We start from the raw sequence: 15,458 nt of genomic DNA, 5'->3' as shown, positions 1-15,458 counted from the left end.
AATATTTGTCAAGTTTCATCTCTAATACACCATTCCACTCGCCACCCCCACAAGGGATGATAAATAAATTGAATCGCTCCTTTTTGATGCGTCGATAGATAGGGAATCGCAAGTGCTTCTAATCGATCTAAAACCTCTGCATGTGGATGTCCGTAACGATTATTTTCTCCCGCCGATATCAGAGCCATCTTGGGATGAAGCTGGGTTAAAAAGAGAGAGCTTGTAGAAGTACGACTTCCATGATGTCCAAGTTTTAAAACATCGATCACTGGTCCTTCTCCCATTTCTAAATAAACTTTTTCTTGAACAGCTGTCAAATCTCCTGTATTTAAAAAAGTCTTACCTCCAAAGAAAAGCGTTGTCACCAAAGAAGAATCATTCGAAGGATCTTGAGACTGAGGCGATCGTTTTAAGGATTCAATCCTCAATCGACCTTTCAATAGACTATATTGTGTTCCTTCAGGGATAATTTGAACCTTTGTTTGAGCAGATAAACTATCACTTAAAGACTGCCACAGTTCACTTTCATAGGTATATTCAGATACAAACAAGTCATTAATTGGTATTTCTTGAATCAATGTAAAAAGATTCCCAATATGATCCACATCAGGATGAGTAATAATAACTCCCTTCAACCGTCTTACACCTTGAGCTCTTAAGGCTGGAATGATATTTTTATAAGCAAAATCTCGATTGATCATACCGTTTTGATACCAATCTGCCTGTCCACCTGTATCAATAAGCCAGTGTCCTGCCCCAAACGGAAAAGAAACTAACATCGCATCTCCTTGGCCCACGTCAATAAGTGTTAACCGCGTTGACATATCCATACTTGGTCCAATATATAGAACACTCACATATATTGTAAACACCCAACTCCAAGCCAAACGCTTATTTTGCCGAAGATAATAAACAAATAGGATACCTGCAATAAGAAGTAAGATAATCTGCCAAGAAGCAACACGCCCCAATAAATAAGAAAAATAATCCACATGTTCAGCTAATGATAAATAATTCCAAACCTTACTACAAAACGTCGATAGCCAAGCAATGGCAGATATTAATTTTGGAATTAATTGACTTAGATAGATCAAAACTGAAAAAACAAACATGGCAGACATTACTCCCGCATCAAAGGCTAACCCAAATAGCATCAAGCTGATAAATTGTGCCCCATTCCACTGAAAAGTCTGATTAAGAACCAGAGGCCAAGAAAACAATAAACAAATTAGATTTAATTCGTAACCTGCAAGGCGATCAGAAACGGTGGGCAATGCCATCTGTTGATGAAATATGATTAAGGCTGACATTACGAATGAAAGAACAAATCCTAGATTCAGCAGATAAATAGGATTGATAATTAATAAAATTATGGCTAAAATTGCTAAAATATCCAGAGAACTTAGAGACATCGAAAAATAACGACAAATTTTTTTGGCATAATAATAGCAAAAAGATCTAATTACTCCAATCGGCCAAGCAATTAATGTTGAGAAAATCAATAGCAAAACAGCTACCACCCATTCAACCACCGTGGGGTCAATTCCCAATCGAAGAAGAGTCAATTTAGCCCTTCTTCGAATAAAATCTAGGTGAAATCCTGAAATCGAAAAGAAATGCATTACCCCTAAGATCGCTAGATCTTTCTTGAAAAGACGATAGTTCATTGAATTTAAATTATATAAAAGCTTATTATGGATAGCCACTAAAAAGTGATGATCTAGTCGTCTAAAAACATAAAAAAATCGAGCCCGCAGGTTTGCCCCCCAAAATAGAGCATCCTCGATCAAGATAGGTCGATATGGTTGAATCGTGACCTGCTTTAGGCATTCGACTTGCCAAACTATCCCCTGCGAACTTAAATATTTTTGGTAATCAAAGATTCCAAAATTTCTTGCTGGTTTGGGGCTAGTTAATTTGAATTCACCTTCTATTTTATAACTCGATCGTTTTAACAGATTAGGTAGATCTAACTTCCCTTCTTCCATCGGATAGTATAAACTCATTGGATACCGTTTACCCTCCAGGTCTAATACTACTGGACCATAGATTGCGTCTTCACTGATCGTTAAAGGGTTGGGGTCTAAGAGCAAAACGCCTTCAATTACTTGTTCAGATTCAAATGCTCCTTTTTGAGACTTCGTTTTTTGTGCTAATTGAATATAGGAACAACTAGTCATAAATAGGGTAAATACTATGATGAGAATAACTTTCCTGTTATTTAAACAAAGTATTCGAAAAGCCAAAACTACAGCAAGCAGAATATATAGTCCGTTATAGGGATTCATTATGTTCAGCAAAAATAGGACTTGGGCTATTAAAATGAACCACCAATGAAAGCGTAAAGATGAAAGGAAAGACATGTTAAAACCCCACCGTAATCAAATCTTTTAAGGATTCATAGGTTTTAGGTCCTATTCCAGATACATTTTGAATCGCTTCAATCGATTGAAAAGACCCATTATTTTCTCGATATTGAATAATCTCTTGAGCTTTTTTTGGACCAATATTCGGTAGTGTTTCTAACTCAGTCTGATCGGCTTGATTAATATTAACTACGCTTTCTTGGTCTGAATTTTGTAGCGACGAAGATGGATAGTCACCGAATAAGCCAGACAGTGCTAAATCAGATTGCTTGCTTTCCTCTGATTGAAGCAAGTCCCATTCAGCTAGACTATATACTTTAACAACACTTTGATCCTCTAACAACAAGGCCAAATTTAGACTATCTTTAGCCGCTTGCTCAGTAAATCCACCCGCCATCTCAATTAAATCAAATAAACGAGCCCCACGATCTAGCACATAGACCCCCTCTTTCACCACCTCGCCCTTTAGATCCACATAGATTTGATCTGACTTAGTCGATTCTAGCATTTCTGTTTCATCCGTGGTTACTAACGATTCTAGCTCCGATCTTTCTTGTAATAATACCTCCTCAAAACTTGATGAGGAAGAAGGATGCAGGATACGAAAAACAATAAGGCCTATCATTAATAATAAGAATACAGCAAGGCTTGGAAAGAACCAGTGTTTCTTATCTTTTAAGTCTTCTTGAAAATAATTCATCCAAAAAACTCCTCTGCTAGTATTTACTATGAATAAATACAAGCAAAGGAGCTATTTGCGTTTTAAAAATCTAATTATTTAAATTTATCTTTTAAAGCTTGGTCAATATGAGGTAAAACCATTTCAGACAGATCTCCCCCATATGCGGCAATCTCTTTAACCACTGAAGATGAGACAAATCGATAGGTCGGATCAGCCATTAGATAAAGTGTTTCAATCTCTTTAGCTTGACTTTGATTAATAGCAAACATGGCTTGCTCATACTCAAAATCAGCCACTGTGCGAATACCTCGAATGATATATCTAGCACCAACTTGTTGAGCATATTGTACCAATAACTGATTTTCTATCACCACAAGGGAAACATGATCCAACCCTTGAATAACTTTTTTAACCATTTTTTGGCGTTCTTGCAAGCTAAAGAGGGTTTGTTTAGATGGATTCACAGCAATTACTAGAATCAATTGATCAAACAGACGAGTTGCTCGTTCAATTAAATTGAGATGACCCAAAGTAATTGGGTCAAAGGAACCTGCAAAAATTGCTTTCTTCATTCAACTTCATCTCCTCGATAAATTAACAAACTCAAATAGCTTTGCCCATACTTTTTAGATTTTACCCATTCAAAATCATCGACTTCCGAATCCCATTGATGTTCTTGATCCGATTCACAAAGAATAACGGCTTGATCAGCTAGCATCGATTCTTTCTTTAACCATCTTAAGTCTTCTAAATATCGGCCCTTCTTATAAGGTGGATCTAGAAAAACAAGATCAAAAACTTTTGATGTATCATTAAACCACCGATTCAAAGCCTGACGATTATTTCCTTTTAACAAATGAAATTTACTAAGTTCTTGAGTCATGAGTAAATTTTCCTCTATAGTTTTAAGCGCAATATGGTTTTGTTCACACAAAACCGCTTGATCGACTCCACGAGAAACAGCTTCAATCGCCAAAGCCCCAGAACCGGCATAAAAATCCAAGCAAAGATGACAACTCGATAAATAAGGACTTAACACATTGAACATCGATTCCTTCACCTTATCGGTCGTTGGTCGAGTATTCATCCCCGGTACCGCCTTTAAGGGTCTAGACCGATAGTTACCTCCTACGACGCGCATCAAATCCCCCACTTCTATTCCTTGCTTGTTTTTCTTGAATCAGATTTTTTTGGATCAATAGACTCAGCGATTTCCTTAAAGAATTCTTGATAATCTGTCCGTTCAGGATCCTCTACCACTCTTTCTTGAGCATCGGGATCAACCCGATTAGCAATGGCATTTTTAAACGTCATATCAATATCATCACGATAAGAAAGTTCAACTTCTCTGACAAAATTGAGCCGTTCAATAGCGGGTAAAATCTTATCTGTTTGATCTTTATTAATATACAATACAACATATTTTAATCGTTGAGAAACATAATGGACGATTCCAAATTTCCTTAATTGTTTCCACTGACGTAAGCTATAGCAACTGACGATCAGTGACTGGCGTTCTATCTTCTTAAAGGTCACGTTTAATCCCTCCTATATAAAACCGATTATCTCCTTGTCGCGCTTTTAAACGCTGGTATCTCTCTTCAACATAAAATTTCTGTACTAAAGCAACTAATAATAAATTAGTAATAATGGATGTCCCACCTGATGAGATAAAAGGCAGGGTCACACCGGTCAATGGAATTAATCCCGTAAGTCCACCAATATTGATCATTGACTGAATAAAAATTAATAAAGCTACTCCTGAAACAAAAACCCGGTTAAATCTTATCGTTAAAGTCGCCGATAAGCGAAGTAAATAAGCCATTAAAAAGAAAAGTAATCCGGTAATCACACTTACTCCGACGAAACCAAATTCTTCCGCAGCAACAGCGAGAATAAAGTCTGTATGTGCAGCTGGCAAGACTAACTTCACTGTTCCTTGCCCTAGACCCTTACCAAATAGCCCTCCATTAGCAAAAGCCTGATAAGACTTAACCACCTGGAAGCCATCTTCTAATTGATACCGGAAAGGATTCGTAAAACTACCTAACCGTTGAAAAATATGACCGTTCAATTTAATCAATTGATCTGAAAAATGATCTAAAAACCAGTAGGCGAACAAATAGAAACCTAAAAAGACCAGTGCCCATTTGATATTCTTTTGATAGGGAGCATGATATATCGCTAAAACGCCAATAAAAACTAAAAAAATAATTAAAGCTGTCCCAAAATCAGGTTGTCTTGTAATAAGAAAAATAGATAAACCCCAAAGCAATATAGAATAATAACCACGCCAAAAAACAGATTTTTCATATTTCAATAAATACGTCCGCTTAAATTCAACACTTAGACGAGCTAGCAGCAATAAAGTCATAATTTTCAAAAGCTCTGAAGGCTGTAAATTAAAGAAGCCAAGATCAATCCAGGATGAAGCGCCACCCGCTTCATGACCAAAATAAGTCGCATAAAAAATCATAATGACCAATAAAGTTAGGGCGACATTTTGCCAAAAAACAGAACGATAAAGCTTTTGAGGAAAAAACATTAAGCAAACACTCATTAATATTCCTACGATAATCGCCATAAGCTGCTTGAACAATACTGTTAAGGGACTTGAATTAAAGCTAGCAGAAAAAATTAAAAAACAAGAAATGATAAGTAATATTAAGACCGTTCCTAATATCCACGGATCCATTAAAACAAGCATCTGCCGATATTCATGCCATCTCTGAAGAAAACGAGACTTAGTCGTCTTATCCTGTGTATGTGTACTACCGATTTTGTTGGGGAAAGGTTGATTCAATCACAGATCCCTCCTTCTATATTCCTACTCATTATAGCATATGAGAAAGTAAGAAAAAAAGAAAGCACAAACGAATAAATATTAATACAAGAAGTATACACAATTGGGGTAAATCTCCAAGCACTAACTAATAATTACGCCCTTCAAATCCTCTATTAAAAAACTAACATAAATAAATCCCATTTAAAATAGACATCATTAAAGGGCTGTGACAATTGAATGCCACAGCCCTAAAGGTTAATAGTTATGAATAAACTTATAAGCCCTCGATCTCATTCATTGGTAAAAACTAGGCCTCGTGAAAACGTTCAGCGATTTTATCCCAATTGATAATTTCAAAGAAGGCTTGAACATAATCAGCTCGTCTATTTTGATAATTCAAATAATAAGCATGTTCCCACACATCAATTCCTAATAAAGGAGCCTTGCCTTGGCTCAATGGATTGTCTTGGTTAGGGGTTGCTAGAACACTTAGTTGATCGCCGTCTTTGACTAACCATGCCCAACCAGAACCAAATTGACCTTTCGCAGCTGTTGCAAACGCATCTTTAAATGCATCAAAGGATCCAAAGTCACGCTTAATCGATTCAGCCAAGTCACCTGTTGGTTGATTATCTTCCTTAGGTGCTTGAAGACTTCCCCAGAATAAAGTGTGATTCAAATGTCCACCACCATTATTTCTTACAGCCATGCGAATTGATTCAGGAACCGCCTCTAGATCCTCAATGATGGATTTGATCGATTGATTTTCAAGATTAGTTCCTTCAATCGCTTTATTTAAATTTGTCACATATGTTTGATGGTGCTTATCATGGTGAAACTCCATGGTTGCCTGATCAATCACAGGTTCTAAAGCATCATAAGCATAGGGTAATTCTGGTAATTTAAATGACATATAAATTCCTCCTTTAGGTCCTTTTTTACATCTTATCATGACTAGACCATAGCACCAAAAAATCTGCTCAAATAAAAAAGCAGGTCAACATACTTGCTCACCTGCTTCATAATAGTTGAGTTATTTATTTTTGTTAGCTTTTGCCCGCATTGATTTATCTAAAATCCGTTTACGCAAACGAACGTTTTCTGGAGTGATTTCACAATATTCATCATCTGCCATAAATTGAATGGATTCTTCAAGCGTCATTTTGCGAGGTGTTTTAATCACTGCTGTTTGATCCTTTGTTGCTGAGCGAACATTGGTTAAGTTCTTAGCCTTAGTGATATTAACTGTCAGATCATTTTCACGGCTATTTTCACCAACGATCATTCCAGCATAAACCTCCGTCCCTGGTTCAACAAAAATTGTTCCACGGTCCTCCAAATTCATAATGGAGTAAGTTGTAGCTGTACCATTATCGATGGATACTAGTGTTCCGTTACGACGTTGACCAATTTCTGCGTTAATAAAAGGTTTGTATTCATCGAAACTATGATTTAAGATCCCGTAACCTCTAGTTAAAGACATAAATTCGGTCGAAAATCCAATCAAACCGCGAGAAGGGACTGAAAAGACAAGACGCATTTGTTGATTACCCGTGTTAACCATATCAGCCATTTCTCCACGACGATGCCCCATCGCCTCGATAACACTTCCCATATACTCTTCAGGTGTATCAATTTGCACCCGTTCAAAAGGTTCACACTTAACACCGTCAATATCTCGAACAATCACTTGTGGTCTTGATACTTGGAATTCATAACCTTCCCGACGCATATTTTCAATTAGAATTGATAGATGCAATTCTCCCCGACCGGCAACTTTAAATGTATCTGGTGAATCGGTCGGTATAACTTTTAATGAAACATCCGTATGCAACTCACGCATCAATCGATCTTCCAGATTACGGGCCGTTACATACTTGCCTTCTCGACCAGCAAATGGTGAGTTATTGGTTAAAAAGTTCATTTCAAGTGTCGGTTCATCAATATGTAAAAGAGGTAAAGCCTCTGGACTATCCACCGCTGCAATGGTTTCACCTACATAGATATCATCCATCCCAGATACCGCAATTAAATCGCCAGCAGACGCTTCAGAGATTTCGACACGATTTAATCCTAGAAAGCCGTATAACTTCGTAATACGGAAGTTTTTCTTCGATCCGTCAACCTTCATAACCGTTACCGAATCGCCCACTTTCATCTTACCGCGGAATACACGACCAATTCCAATACGACCTACAAATTCATTATAATCTAACATGGTCACTTGACATTGAAGTGGTTCATCAGAATTATCGACCGGAGCTGGAATATAATCCAACACCGCATCAAAAATATAATCCATCGTCGGTTCTTGATCCTCAGGATTGGATGAATTCGACGATGTTCCATTCACTGCAGAAGCATAGACTACCGGAAACTCTAACTGATCATCATCTGCTCCCAACTCGATTAATAATTCTAAAACCTCATCCACAACCTCTTCAGGGCGAGCTGCTGGTTTGTCAATTTTATTAACCACTACCATCGGACGTTTACCAGCTTCTAGTGCTTTTTTCAATACAAAACGGGTTTGAGGCATTGTTCCTTCATAAGCATCTACCACTAAAATAACCCCATCTACCATCTTCATGATACGCTCAACTTCACCACCAAAGTCCGCGTGTCCGGGTGTATCTAAAATATTAATTCGTTTTCCCTTATATTGAACGGCCGTGTTTTTGGCTAGAATAGTAATACCTCTCTCCCGTTCAATGGCATTCGAATCCATTGCACGGTCAGCAATTTGAGCACGTTCATCCAAGGTATCCGATTGTTTTAATAATTCGTTCACCAAAGTTGTTTTACCATGGTCAACGTGGGCGATGATAGCAATATTACGTATATCTTCTCTATAATTCATTTCTATTTCCTCGATTTCTATTAGTTCATTAACTGCAGAGCTTCTTGGTAGATATTTGGATGAGCAAAAATAACCGGACTAGCTTCTAAAATATTTAATGATCTCCCATCAGGTCGACTCACTGGATAACCCATCGCTGTCATAATAGCGAGTCCAGCTGCAAAATCCCAGGGTTTAAGCTCTCTTGAAAGATAAAGTCCAGCTTCCCCTCGAATCACTGCCATAATTCCATAAGCCGAACATCCATAATAACGTAATCCCAGGGCTTTTTCAAAGACCGCTTGGCTATTTGACCAGTTTGTCATAAAACTAACTAGGTTGCCAATAATTAAGGATTCCGATAAAGAATTAATCGGCAAAGGTGTTAAGGCCTGTCCATTTATATAAACGCCCTGACCGACCCAGGCATGATAGATTTCACCCTGTGCAACATCATAGATATAACCTGCTATAGGTTGTCCATCATGATATAGGCCAAGCATAATTGCAAAGCACCGATGCTGTTTCACATAATTAAGTGTCCCATCGATGGGATCGATGATCCACAGTGTCCCTTGAGTAGACTTAACTTCTTCAGTTATACCTTCTTCACCAATCACTTGATGATTCGGATAAGCGGCTTTTATTTCCCGAAAAAAATACGCTTCTACTTCTTTGTCCATCCTAGTCACCAGATCACTGGCGGAAGTCTTTTCTTCCACCTCTAAATCCGATTCTAGGGAAGCTAGCAATGAATTCCCGGCGGTCTTTAACCAGGTTAATACTTTTTGATGCAATTCATTATTCACTAATTAGCCCCCTAACGCATCTTTAATAAGGATTGATCCGTTAGATCCTGTGCTTTCTTGCGACAAGCATAGATCGAATAGTGGGTTAGCTTCTCAAAAGCCCGATCATAGGTCTTTTCCAAGGAAATAGTCGATACTACCCGCTTAAAAGCAGCGTACTTATCTTTAAATTGCTTCACTTTAATTCCTTGCTCATAAGCTTGTTCGACTGCTGCATAAAGTTCCACAACAGCTATAATTTCATCTTTAGTCCAGTCTGAATCTAAAGGATAAGCATAAGACATATTTAGACCTTCTTTCTATACTTGTACAGTCACTTACTATCTTAACGCATTTAAAGTCATAATAGATAACTTTTTTTAATAAAATCGCTTACCTCATTGAAATTTAATCGTTTTATCTTATCAATATATCTGATTTACTAGAACATCGCTTTTAGAAGCCTTTTAAACAGCCAATAAACATTAAAAAATCCCCCAATAGTAGCTTCCTCAAACGAGGTTACCACTATCAGGGAAGTAAATTAAAATTGAGGTCTATGTATTAAAAATTACATATGAATCGGTTCGCCCAAAACAGCTTCCGCACAATCCATAATTGCTTCTGTTAAGGTTGGATGTGGGTGAACGGTTAAAGCAATATCTTCAGCATTCATACCCGCTTCGATGGCCATCGTTAATTCTGCTAATAAGTCAGACGCACCTGGTCCAGCAATTTGCGCACCAACGATTACATTGTCTTCCTTCGTTGAAACAATTCTCACAAATCCTTCATAAGAATCCATTGCTACAGCCCGACCATTTCCACCAAATGGGAATTTAGTAACTTTAACATCTAAGCCAGCTTCTTTAGCTGAATCCTTAGTATATCCAGCTTCTGCTAATTCAGGATCTGTATAGCATACCGATGGCATTGCTTTATAGTCAACTTCATCTTTACGACCAGAGATAGCTGCAGCAGCAACCTTTCCTTCAAAGGAAGCCTTATGAGCTAACATCGCACCAGGAACAATATCCCCAATAGCAAAGATATGCGGATTGGATGTCCGGCCTTGTTTATCAACTTTTACTTTACCATGTTCATCTAATTCAATACCTGCAAGGTCAAGATTTGCTTGATCAGTATTAGGGCGACGACCTACTGTAACCATGCAGTAGTCAGCTTCAACTGTTTTTTCTTCGCCCTTATGCTCATAAGTAACAATGACACGGTCGCCTTTAACCTCAGCACCTTTAGCCATAGCCTTAGTGATGATTTCAGCACCCTTTTTCTTGAAGTCTTTCTCAACTAAACGTGCCATATCCTTTTCAAAGGATGGAATAAATTGTTTAGAACCTTCAAGAATCGTTACTTTAGTTCCAAAGCTAGCATAAACAGCTCCTAATTCAGACCCGATAATTCCTCCACCAATAATTACTAAATCTTTAGGAATTTGAGGAAGATTCAATCCACCGGTAGAATCGATAATGCGTTCTCCGAATGGGAATCCCTTAATTTCAATAGGACGTGAACCAGTCGCTAAAATTGCATTATTGAAAGTATAGGTTTGAGCTTCTTCGCCATTAACAACACGAATTGTATCTTTATCAGAGAAGAAAGCCTCACCACGGATGATTTCAACCTTATTCTTTTTCAATAACATTTCAACACCAGAAGTCATTTTTTGTACAACTGAATTTTGCTTCCAGTCCTGAGTCTTTTCCCAGTCAACTTCAACATCTTTCGTTGTAATCCCAAAGGTTTCTGGATGTTTTGCTAATTGATAAGTGTGAGCTGCTTGAATCAATGCTTTTGAAGGAATACATCCTACATTTAAGCACACACCTCCAAAATATTCTTTCTCAACAATTGCTACCTTTTGACCTAATTGTGCTGCACGAATTGCTGCAACATATCCACCAGGACCAGCTCCAATAACAACTGTATCTAATTCTACCGCGAAATCTCCGACTACCATTTAATCACTATCCTTCCATTAATAATAATTCTGGGTCAGCTAAGAAACGTTTCACTTCATTCAGTGCCCGTTGCGCTGTTGCACCGTCTACAATTCGATGGTCAAAACTTAAAGATAACTTACATACCCGACCTACCGCTAATTCACCTTCTTCATTAACGATTGGTTGTTGAACAATCGCTCCAAACCCAAGAATGGCCACTTCTGGATGATTAATGATTGGGCTGAACCATTTGCCACCCGCTGAACCAATATTTGAAATCGTAATACTTCCTTCTGTCATTTCTGACATGACTAAACTTCCTTCATGGGCTTTAGCAGAAAGATCAACGATCTCTTGAGCAATTTGGAACATATTCTTAGTATTGGCATCTTTAATATTTGGTACATATAATCCACGTTCTGTATCCGTTGCAATACCTATATTATAGTAGTTTTTGTAAACTATTTCATTAGTTTCATCATCAATTGATGCATTTATTATTGGATATTTTTTGCAAGCTGCTATTAAAGCCTTAACAACATATGGAAGGAAGGTTAATTTTATGTTGGATTCTGCAGCTATAGCCTTATATTTCTTACGATGTTCCCAAAGTTTTGACACTTCAACTTCGTCAAACAAGGTTACATGGGGTGCTGTATGTTTAGATTGAACCATTGCTTGGGCAATTGCCACACGGTTACCTGATAGAGCCACACGCTCTTGACGATCTGCTTGAGTGGATTGATAAGCACTCGTCGATTTGCTTGTCGAAGAAGCTGACGATCCCCGACTTGTATCCATCGACATTGTTTGACGGAATTCATTATTGCTGACTTCCTCAACTGTGGAATTGGCTGGACTAGCTGATGGATTGAAATTCTCAACATCTTCGGCTGTAATTCGACCATTTTTACCACTACCATTAATCAAGCGAATATCAATTCCTTTGTCACGCGCTAATTTACGTACAGAAGGCATGGCCAAGACACGTCTTTGACTTAATTCTTCCTCAGATAGACTAACTTGTGATGTAGATCCGGTAGTTTGTCCCGCTGGACGAGGGTCTTCAGGTACATGGTTAACCGGTGCATCCGCATCGTCGAAACTAGCAACTAACTCATGTGCTTGAGCTTGAGCAGGTCCGTTATGTTCAGGTGAGTCAATCTCAACGATTACTTGACCCAATTTGGCAACTTGACCAGCTGGTACATGTATTTTTTTAACGGTTCCTGATACTGGCGATGGTAATTCTTCAACTGATTTATCATTTTGAACTTCAACTAAGGTGTCATCTTCTTTGATTTGATCACCTTCTTTAACATCCCAAGCAACAATTTCACCTTCCATAATCCCTTCACCTAAGGCAGGTAATTTAAATTGGAAGTAGGCAGTGGATGCCGATGCTTGGCTTGTTTCTTGATCCGTTGACGCCGTACTTTCATCTTCATTATCATCTGACTCATGCCCTGGAGCATCAATTTCTACAATAACTTGTCCCAGCTTGGCTACTTGACCAGCAGGCACTAAAATTTTAGTTACTTTACCAGAAACAGGTGAAGGTAATTCTTCAACTGATTTATCATTTTGAACCTCTACAAGAGTATCGTCTTCATTAATTGTATCGCCTTCTTTTACGTCCCAGGCAACAATTTCACCTTCCATAATGCCCTCTCCGAGAGCAGGTAACTTAAATTGGAATGCCATTCTCTTTGTCTCCTTTATTCATCTTGACCTATGTGACTAAAATTCATTGAGTTCTTTTACTTTCGCTACGATATCCTTTGCATCAGGAATCCAGTCTTTTTCAGCTAAACCAAATGGAAAAACTGTATCTGGTGCTGCCACAAAACCAATCGGTGCTTTCAATGATAAGATTGCTCGTTCAGAAATTTCAGCAATGACTTTATTGCCAATACCTGCTTGACGTTGAGCCTCTTGAATCATCACCACTTTACCTGTTTTTTCAACAGATGCAATAATAGTTTCGATATCTAGAGGTTGGATCGTACGTAGATCAAGAACTTCTGCTGACACACCCTCACTAGCAAGTTGTTTAGCTGCTTTTTGTGCCTCTTGAACCATTGCACCATAAGCAATTAAAGTAACGTCTGTTCCTTCTTCGACAATTTTAGCTTTACCAATTTCAACGGTATAGGCTTCTTCAGGGACTTCTTCTCTGAACGAACGATAAAGCTTCATGTGCTCCAAGAAATAAACAGGATCATTATCCCGAATAGCAGAGATCAAAAGCCCCTTTGCATCATAAGGATTAGAGGGAATTACAACTTTAAGACCTGGGTTTTGTGCTAAAATTCCCTCTAAAGAATCCGCATGTAATTCTGGAGTGTGCACTCCACCACCAAAAGGCGCTCTAAAGGTGATAGGTAAATGACGTGTTCCGCCCATACGATAGCGCGTCCGAGCAGCTTGCCCGGCCACTGAGTCCATTGCTTCAAACACAAATCCATTAAATTGAATTTCTGGGATAGGACGGAAACCCTCTAAGGCTAACCCAATGGCCAAACCAGCAATTCCTGACTCAGCTAAAGGAGTATCAATGACACGCTCTTCACCAAACTCTTCTTGAAGCCCTTCCGTTGCACGGAAGACCCCACCATTCTTACCAACATCTTCACCAAAAACGAGTGTCCGGTCATCATTTCTTAATTCATGGGCTAAGGCATCAGTGATTGCCTTAATCATTGTCATTTGAGCCATATTATTGATTCTCCTTTGCTTGGAATTCTTCAATCTGTTCTTTCGTCACAAAATCAGGTGTCTCATACATATTCTTGAGATAATCTGAAATCTTTTGTTTTGGAGCTTGATCCGCTTTTTTGATAGCAGTCTTAACTTCTTCCTTGGTCTTTTCAATCACTTCATTTTCTCGTTCTTCTGACCAAAGTCCTTTACCCGTCAAATATTTACGTAAACGAATCAAAGGATCTTTAGCCTGCCATTCTTCTTGAACTCCTTCAGGTTGATAACGTTTAGGATCATCTCCGGATAAGGTATGAGGGCCAAAACGATAACACAATGTTTCGATCAATACTGGACCATTACCAGCAATCGCATATTCACGGGCAGCCTTTGTTAATGCATACACAGCTAGAATATCCATTCCATCCACTTGAACACCTGGAATTCCTGCTGCTACCGCTTTTTGAGCAAGGGTTGGTGCAGCTGTTTGTTTTGAACGCGGTGTTGAAATCGCCCAACCATTATTTTGAATGACAAAAACAGCAGGTGCCTTGAAGGCTCCCGTAAAGTTAACCCCTTCATAGAAATCGCCTTGAGAAGACCCTCCATCACCTGTCCAAGTCATCGCAATCGCCTTACGTTTGTTTTTCTTAATTCCTAAAGCAACCCCAGCGGTTTGAACATATTGAGCGCCGATGATAATTTGAGGGGGCAAAGCCTTTAAATCTTCTGGATAGTTATTTCCTTCAACGTGCCCTTTTGACCATAAAAAGGCTTTTTCAAGTGGTAACCCATGTAAAATTAATTGAGGTACATCCCGATAACCTGGCAAAATAAAATCTTCTTTTTCTGTAGCTAAGATAGTACCAATTTGTGATGCTTCCTGACCAGCCGTTGGTGCATAAAACCCTAATCTGCCTTGGCGATTTAAAGCGGTAGAACGATTAAAAAGCTCACGAGCCCAAACCATTTTTTCCATAAAATCAACCATCTCTTCATCACTAATCGTTGCTGCGACTTCTGGATTGACAATCTCGCCTTCTTCGTTCATTACTTGAAATGTCGAAAAATCAAAGTTATCTGACTTAAGTAAATCTTCGATTTTGACATTTGCTTTTTTTGCTTGTGCCATTTGTCCACAATCCTCTCAAAATTTATTAAACAGCCCGAAAAAACTGTTCCCTATTATACCTCTTAACAATACCACCAATAATTGTCTATAGCAAGTATCAAGCTATGAAAAACAGTCAATTTAACCGATTGGAATATAGTGACTTATCGATATTCTGTTTTAATAACTGTACTAATTTAAATAAACCTGTTACCATTTCAATTCA

Annotated in this window: 14 protein-coding genes; all 14 read right to left on the bottom strand. The window is 38.3% G+C overall.

The annotated features are described in order from the left end of the window. Positions 1-8 precede the first annotated feature (8 nt). The 14 genes from HMPREF9706_RS08730 to pdhA all read right to left on the bottom strand — a co-directional run bounded on the left by HMPREF9706_RS08730 (position 9) and on the right by pdhA (position 15,253). Complete coding sequence (locus HMPREF9706_RS08730; protein ID WP_231285876.1) at positions 9-2,180, bottom strand: DNA internalization-related competence protein ComEC/Rec2; 2,172 nt, start codon at positions 2,178-2,180, stop codon at positions 9-11. A 184-nt stretch (positions 2,181-2,364) separates the two neighbouring features. Then, positions 2,365-3,066 (bottom strand): helix-hairpin-helix domain-containing protein, encoded by a 702-nt coding sequence (locus tag HMPREF9706_RS08725; RefSeq protein WP_006909011.1) that lies wholly within the window; start codon positions 3,064-3,066, stop codon positions 2,365-2,367. A gap of 74 nt (positions 3,067-3,140) precedes the next feature. Further along, on the bottom strand, positions 3,141-3,620 hold the full coding sequence (gene coaD, locus HMPREF9706_RS08720) for a pantetheine-phosphate adenylyltransferase (protein WP_006909010.1): 480 nt from the start codon (positions 3,618-3,620) through the stop codon (positions 3,141-3,143). Beyond that, the gene (rsmD, locus tag HMPREF9706_RS08715) at positions 3,617-4,189 is read right to left on the bottom strand and encodes a 16S rRNA (guanine(966)-N(2))-methyltransferase RsmD (protein ID WP_006909009.1); all 573 of its coding nucleotides are present in this window, start codon (positions 4,187-4,189) and stop codon (positions 3,617-3,619) included. Before rsmD ends, coaD begins: the two co-directional genes overlap by 4 nt. Before the next feature lie 14 nt (positions 4,190-4,203). Further along, positions 4,204-4,584 (bottom strand): YlbG family protein, encoded by a 381-nt coding sequence (locus HMPREF9706_RS08710; protein ID WP_006909008.1) that lies wholly within the window; start codon positions 4,582-4,584, stop codon positions 4,204-4,206. Further along, on the bottom strand, positions 4,574-5,851 hold the full coding sequence (locus HMPREF9706_RS08705) for an FtsW/RodA/SpoVE family cell cycle protein (protein ID WP_006909007.1): 1,278 nt from the start codon (positions 5,849-5,851) through the stop codon (positions 4,574-4,576). Before HMPREF9706_RS08705 ends, HMPREF9706_RS08710 begins: the two co-directional genes overlap by 11 nt. Before the next feature lie 289 nt (positions 5,852-6,140). Continuing rightward, on the bottom strand, positions 6,141-6,746 hold the full coding sequence (locus tag HMPREF9706_RS08700) for a superoxide dismutase (protein WP_006909006.1): 606 nt from the start codon (positions 6,744-6,746) through the stop codon (positions 6,141-6,143). Between the two features lie 120 nt (positions 6,747-6,866). After that, on the bottom strand, positions 6,867-8,693 hold the full coding sequence (gene typA, locus HMPREF9706_RS08695) for a translational GTPase TypA (RefSeq protein ID WP_006909005.1): 1,827 nt from the start codon (positions 8,691-8,693) through the stop codon (positions 6,867-6,869). A 20-nt stretch (positions 8,694-8,713) separates the two neighbouring features. Continuing rightward, positions 8,714-9,481: an inositol monophosphatase family protein gene (locus tag HMPREF9706_RS08690; RefSeq protein ID WP_006909004.1), complete on the bottom strand. Its 768-nt coding sequence runs from the start codon at positions 9,479-9,481 to the stop codon at positions 8,714-8,716. 11 nt (positions 9,482-9,492) lie between these two features. Then, positions 9,493-9,765: a UPF0223 family protein gene (locus HMPREF9706_RS08685; RefSeq protein WP_006909003.1), complete on the bottom strand. Its 273-nt coding sequence runs from the start codon at positions 9,763-9,765 to the stop codon at positions 9,493-9,495. A 266-nt stretch (positions 9,766-10,031) separates the two neighbouring features. Further along, on the bottom strand, positions 10,032-11,438 hold the full coding sequence (gene lpdA / locus HMPREF9706_RS08680; RefSeq protein WP_006909002.1) for a dihydrolipoyl dehydrogenase: 1,407 nt from the start codon (positions 11,436-11,438) through the stop codon (positions 10,032-10,034). 7 nt (positions 11,439-11,445) lie between these two features. Beyond that, entirely contained in the window at positions 11,446-13,125 is a 1,680-nt protein-coding gene (locus HMPREF9706_RS08675) for a 2-oxo acid dehydrogenase subunit E2 (protein WP_006909001.1), read from the bottom strand. Between the two features lie 36 nt (positions 13,126-13,161). Further along, on the bottom strand, positions 13,162-14,139 hold the full coding sequence (locus HMPREF9706_RS08670) for an alpha-ketoacid dehydrogenase subunit beta (RefSeq protein WP_006909000.1): 978 nt from the start codon (positions 14,137-14,139) through the stop codon (positions 13,162-13,164). 1 nt (position 14,140) lies between these two features. Beyond that, positions 14,141-15,253 carry a pyruvate dehydrogenase (acetyl-transferring) E1 component subunit alpha gene (gene pdhA / locus HMPREF9706_RS08665; RefSeq protein ID WP_006908999.1) on the bottom strand — a complete coding sequence of 371 codons (1,113 nt, stop codon included), beginning with the start codon at positions 15,251-15,253 and terminating at the stop codon, positions 14,141-14,143. Between the last annotated feature and the right edge of the window lie 205 nt (positions 15,254-15,458).

This window comes from Facklamia hominis CCUG 36813 (assembly GCF_000301035.1).
GTDB lineage: Bacteria > Bacillota > Bacilli > Lactobacillales > Aerococcaceae > Facklamia > Facklamia hominis.
This window is presented reverse-complemented; position numbering and strand designations above follow the sequence as displayed.

Bases quoted from the DNA above. Each gene is read 5' to 3' on its own strand.
- HMPREF9706_RS08730 (WP_231285876.1), bottom strand. From the start codon at position 2,180: ATGACTAGTTGTTCCTATATTCAATTAGCACAAAAAACGAAGTCTCAA.
- HMPREF9706_RS08725 (WP_006909011.1), bottom strand. From the start codon at position 3,066: ATGAATTATTTTCAAGAAGACTTAAAAGATAAGAAACACTGGTTCTTT.
- coaD (WP_006909010.1), bottom strand. From the start codon at position 3,620: ATGAAGAAAGCAATTTTTGCAGGTTCCTTTGACCCAATTACTTTGGGT.
- rsmD (WP_006909009.1), bottom strand. From the start codon at position 4,189: ATGCGCGTCGTAGGAGGTAACTATCGGTCTAGACCCTTAAAGGCGGTA.
- HMPREF9706_RS08700 (WP_006909006.1), bottom strand. From the start codon at position 6,746: ATGTCATTTAAATTACCAGAATTACCCTATGCTTATGATGCTTTAGAA.
- typA (WP_006909005.1), bottom strand. From the start codon at position 8,693: ATGAATTATAGAGAAGATATACGTAATATTGCTATCATCGCCCACGTT.
- HMPREF9706_RS08685 (WP_006909003.1), bottom strand. From the start codon at position 9,765: ATGTCTTATGCTTATCCTTTAGATTCAGACTGGACTAAAGATGAAATT.
- lpdA (WP_006909002.1), bottom strand. From the start codon at position 11,438: ATGGTAGTCGGAGATTTCGCGGTAGAATTAGATACAGTTGTTATTGGA.
- HMPREF9706_RS08675 (WP_006909001.1), bottom strand. From the start codon at position 13,125: ATGGCATTCCAATTTAAGTTACCTGCTCTCGGAGAGGGCATTATGGAA.
- HMPREF9706_RS08670 (WP_006909000.1), bottom strand. From the start codon at position 14,139: ATGGCTCAAATGACAATGATTAAGGCAATCACTGATGCCTTAGCCCAT.
- pdhA (WP_006908999.1), bottom strand. From the start codon at position 15,253: ATGGCACAAGCAAAAAAAGCAAATGTCAAAATCGAAGATTTACTTAAG.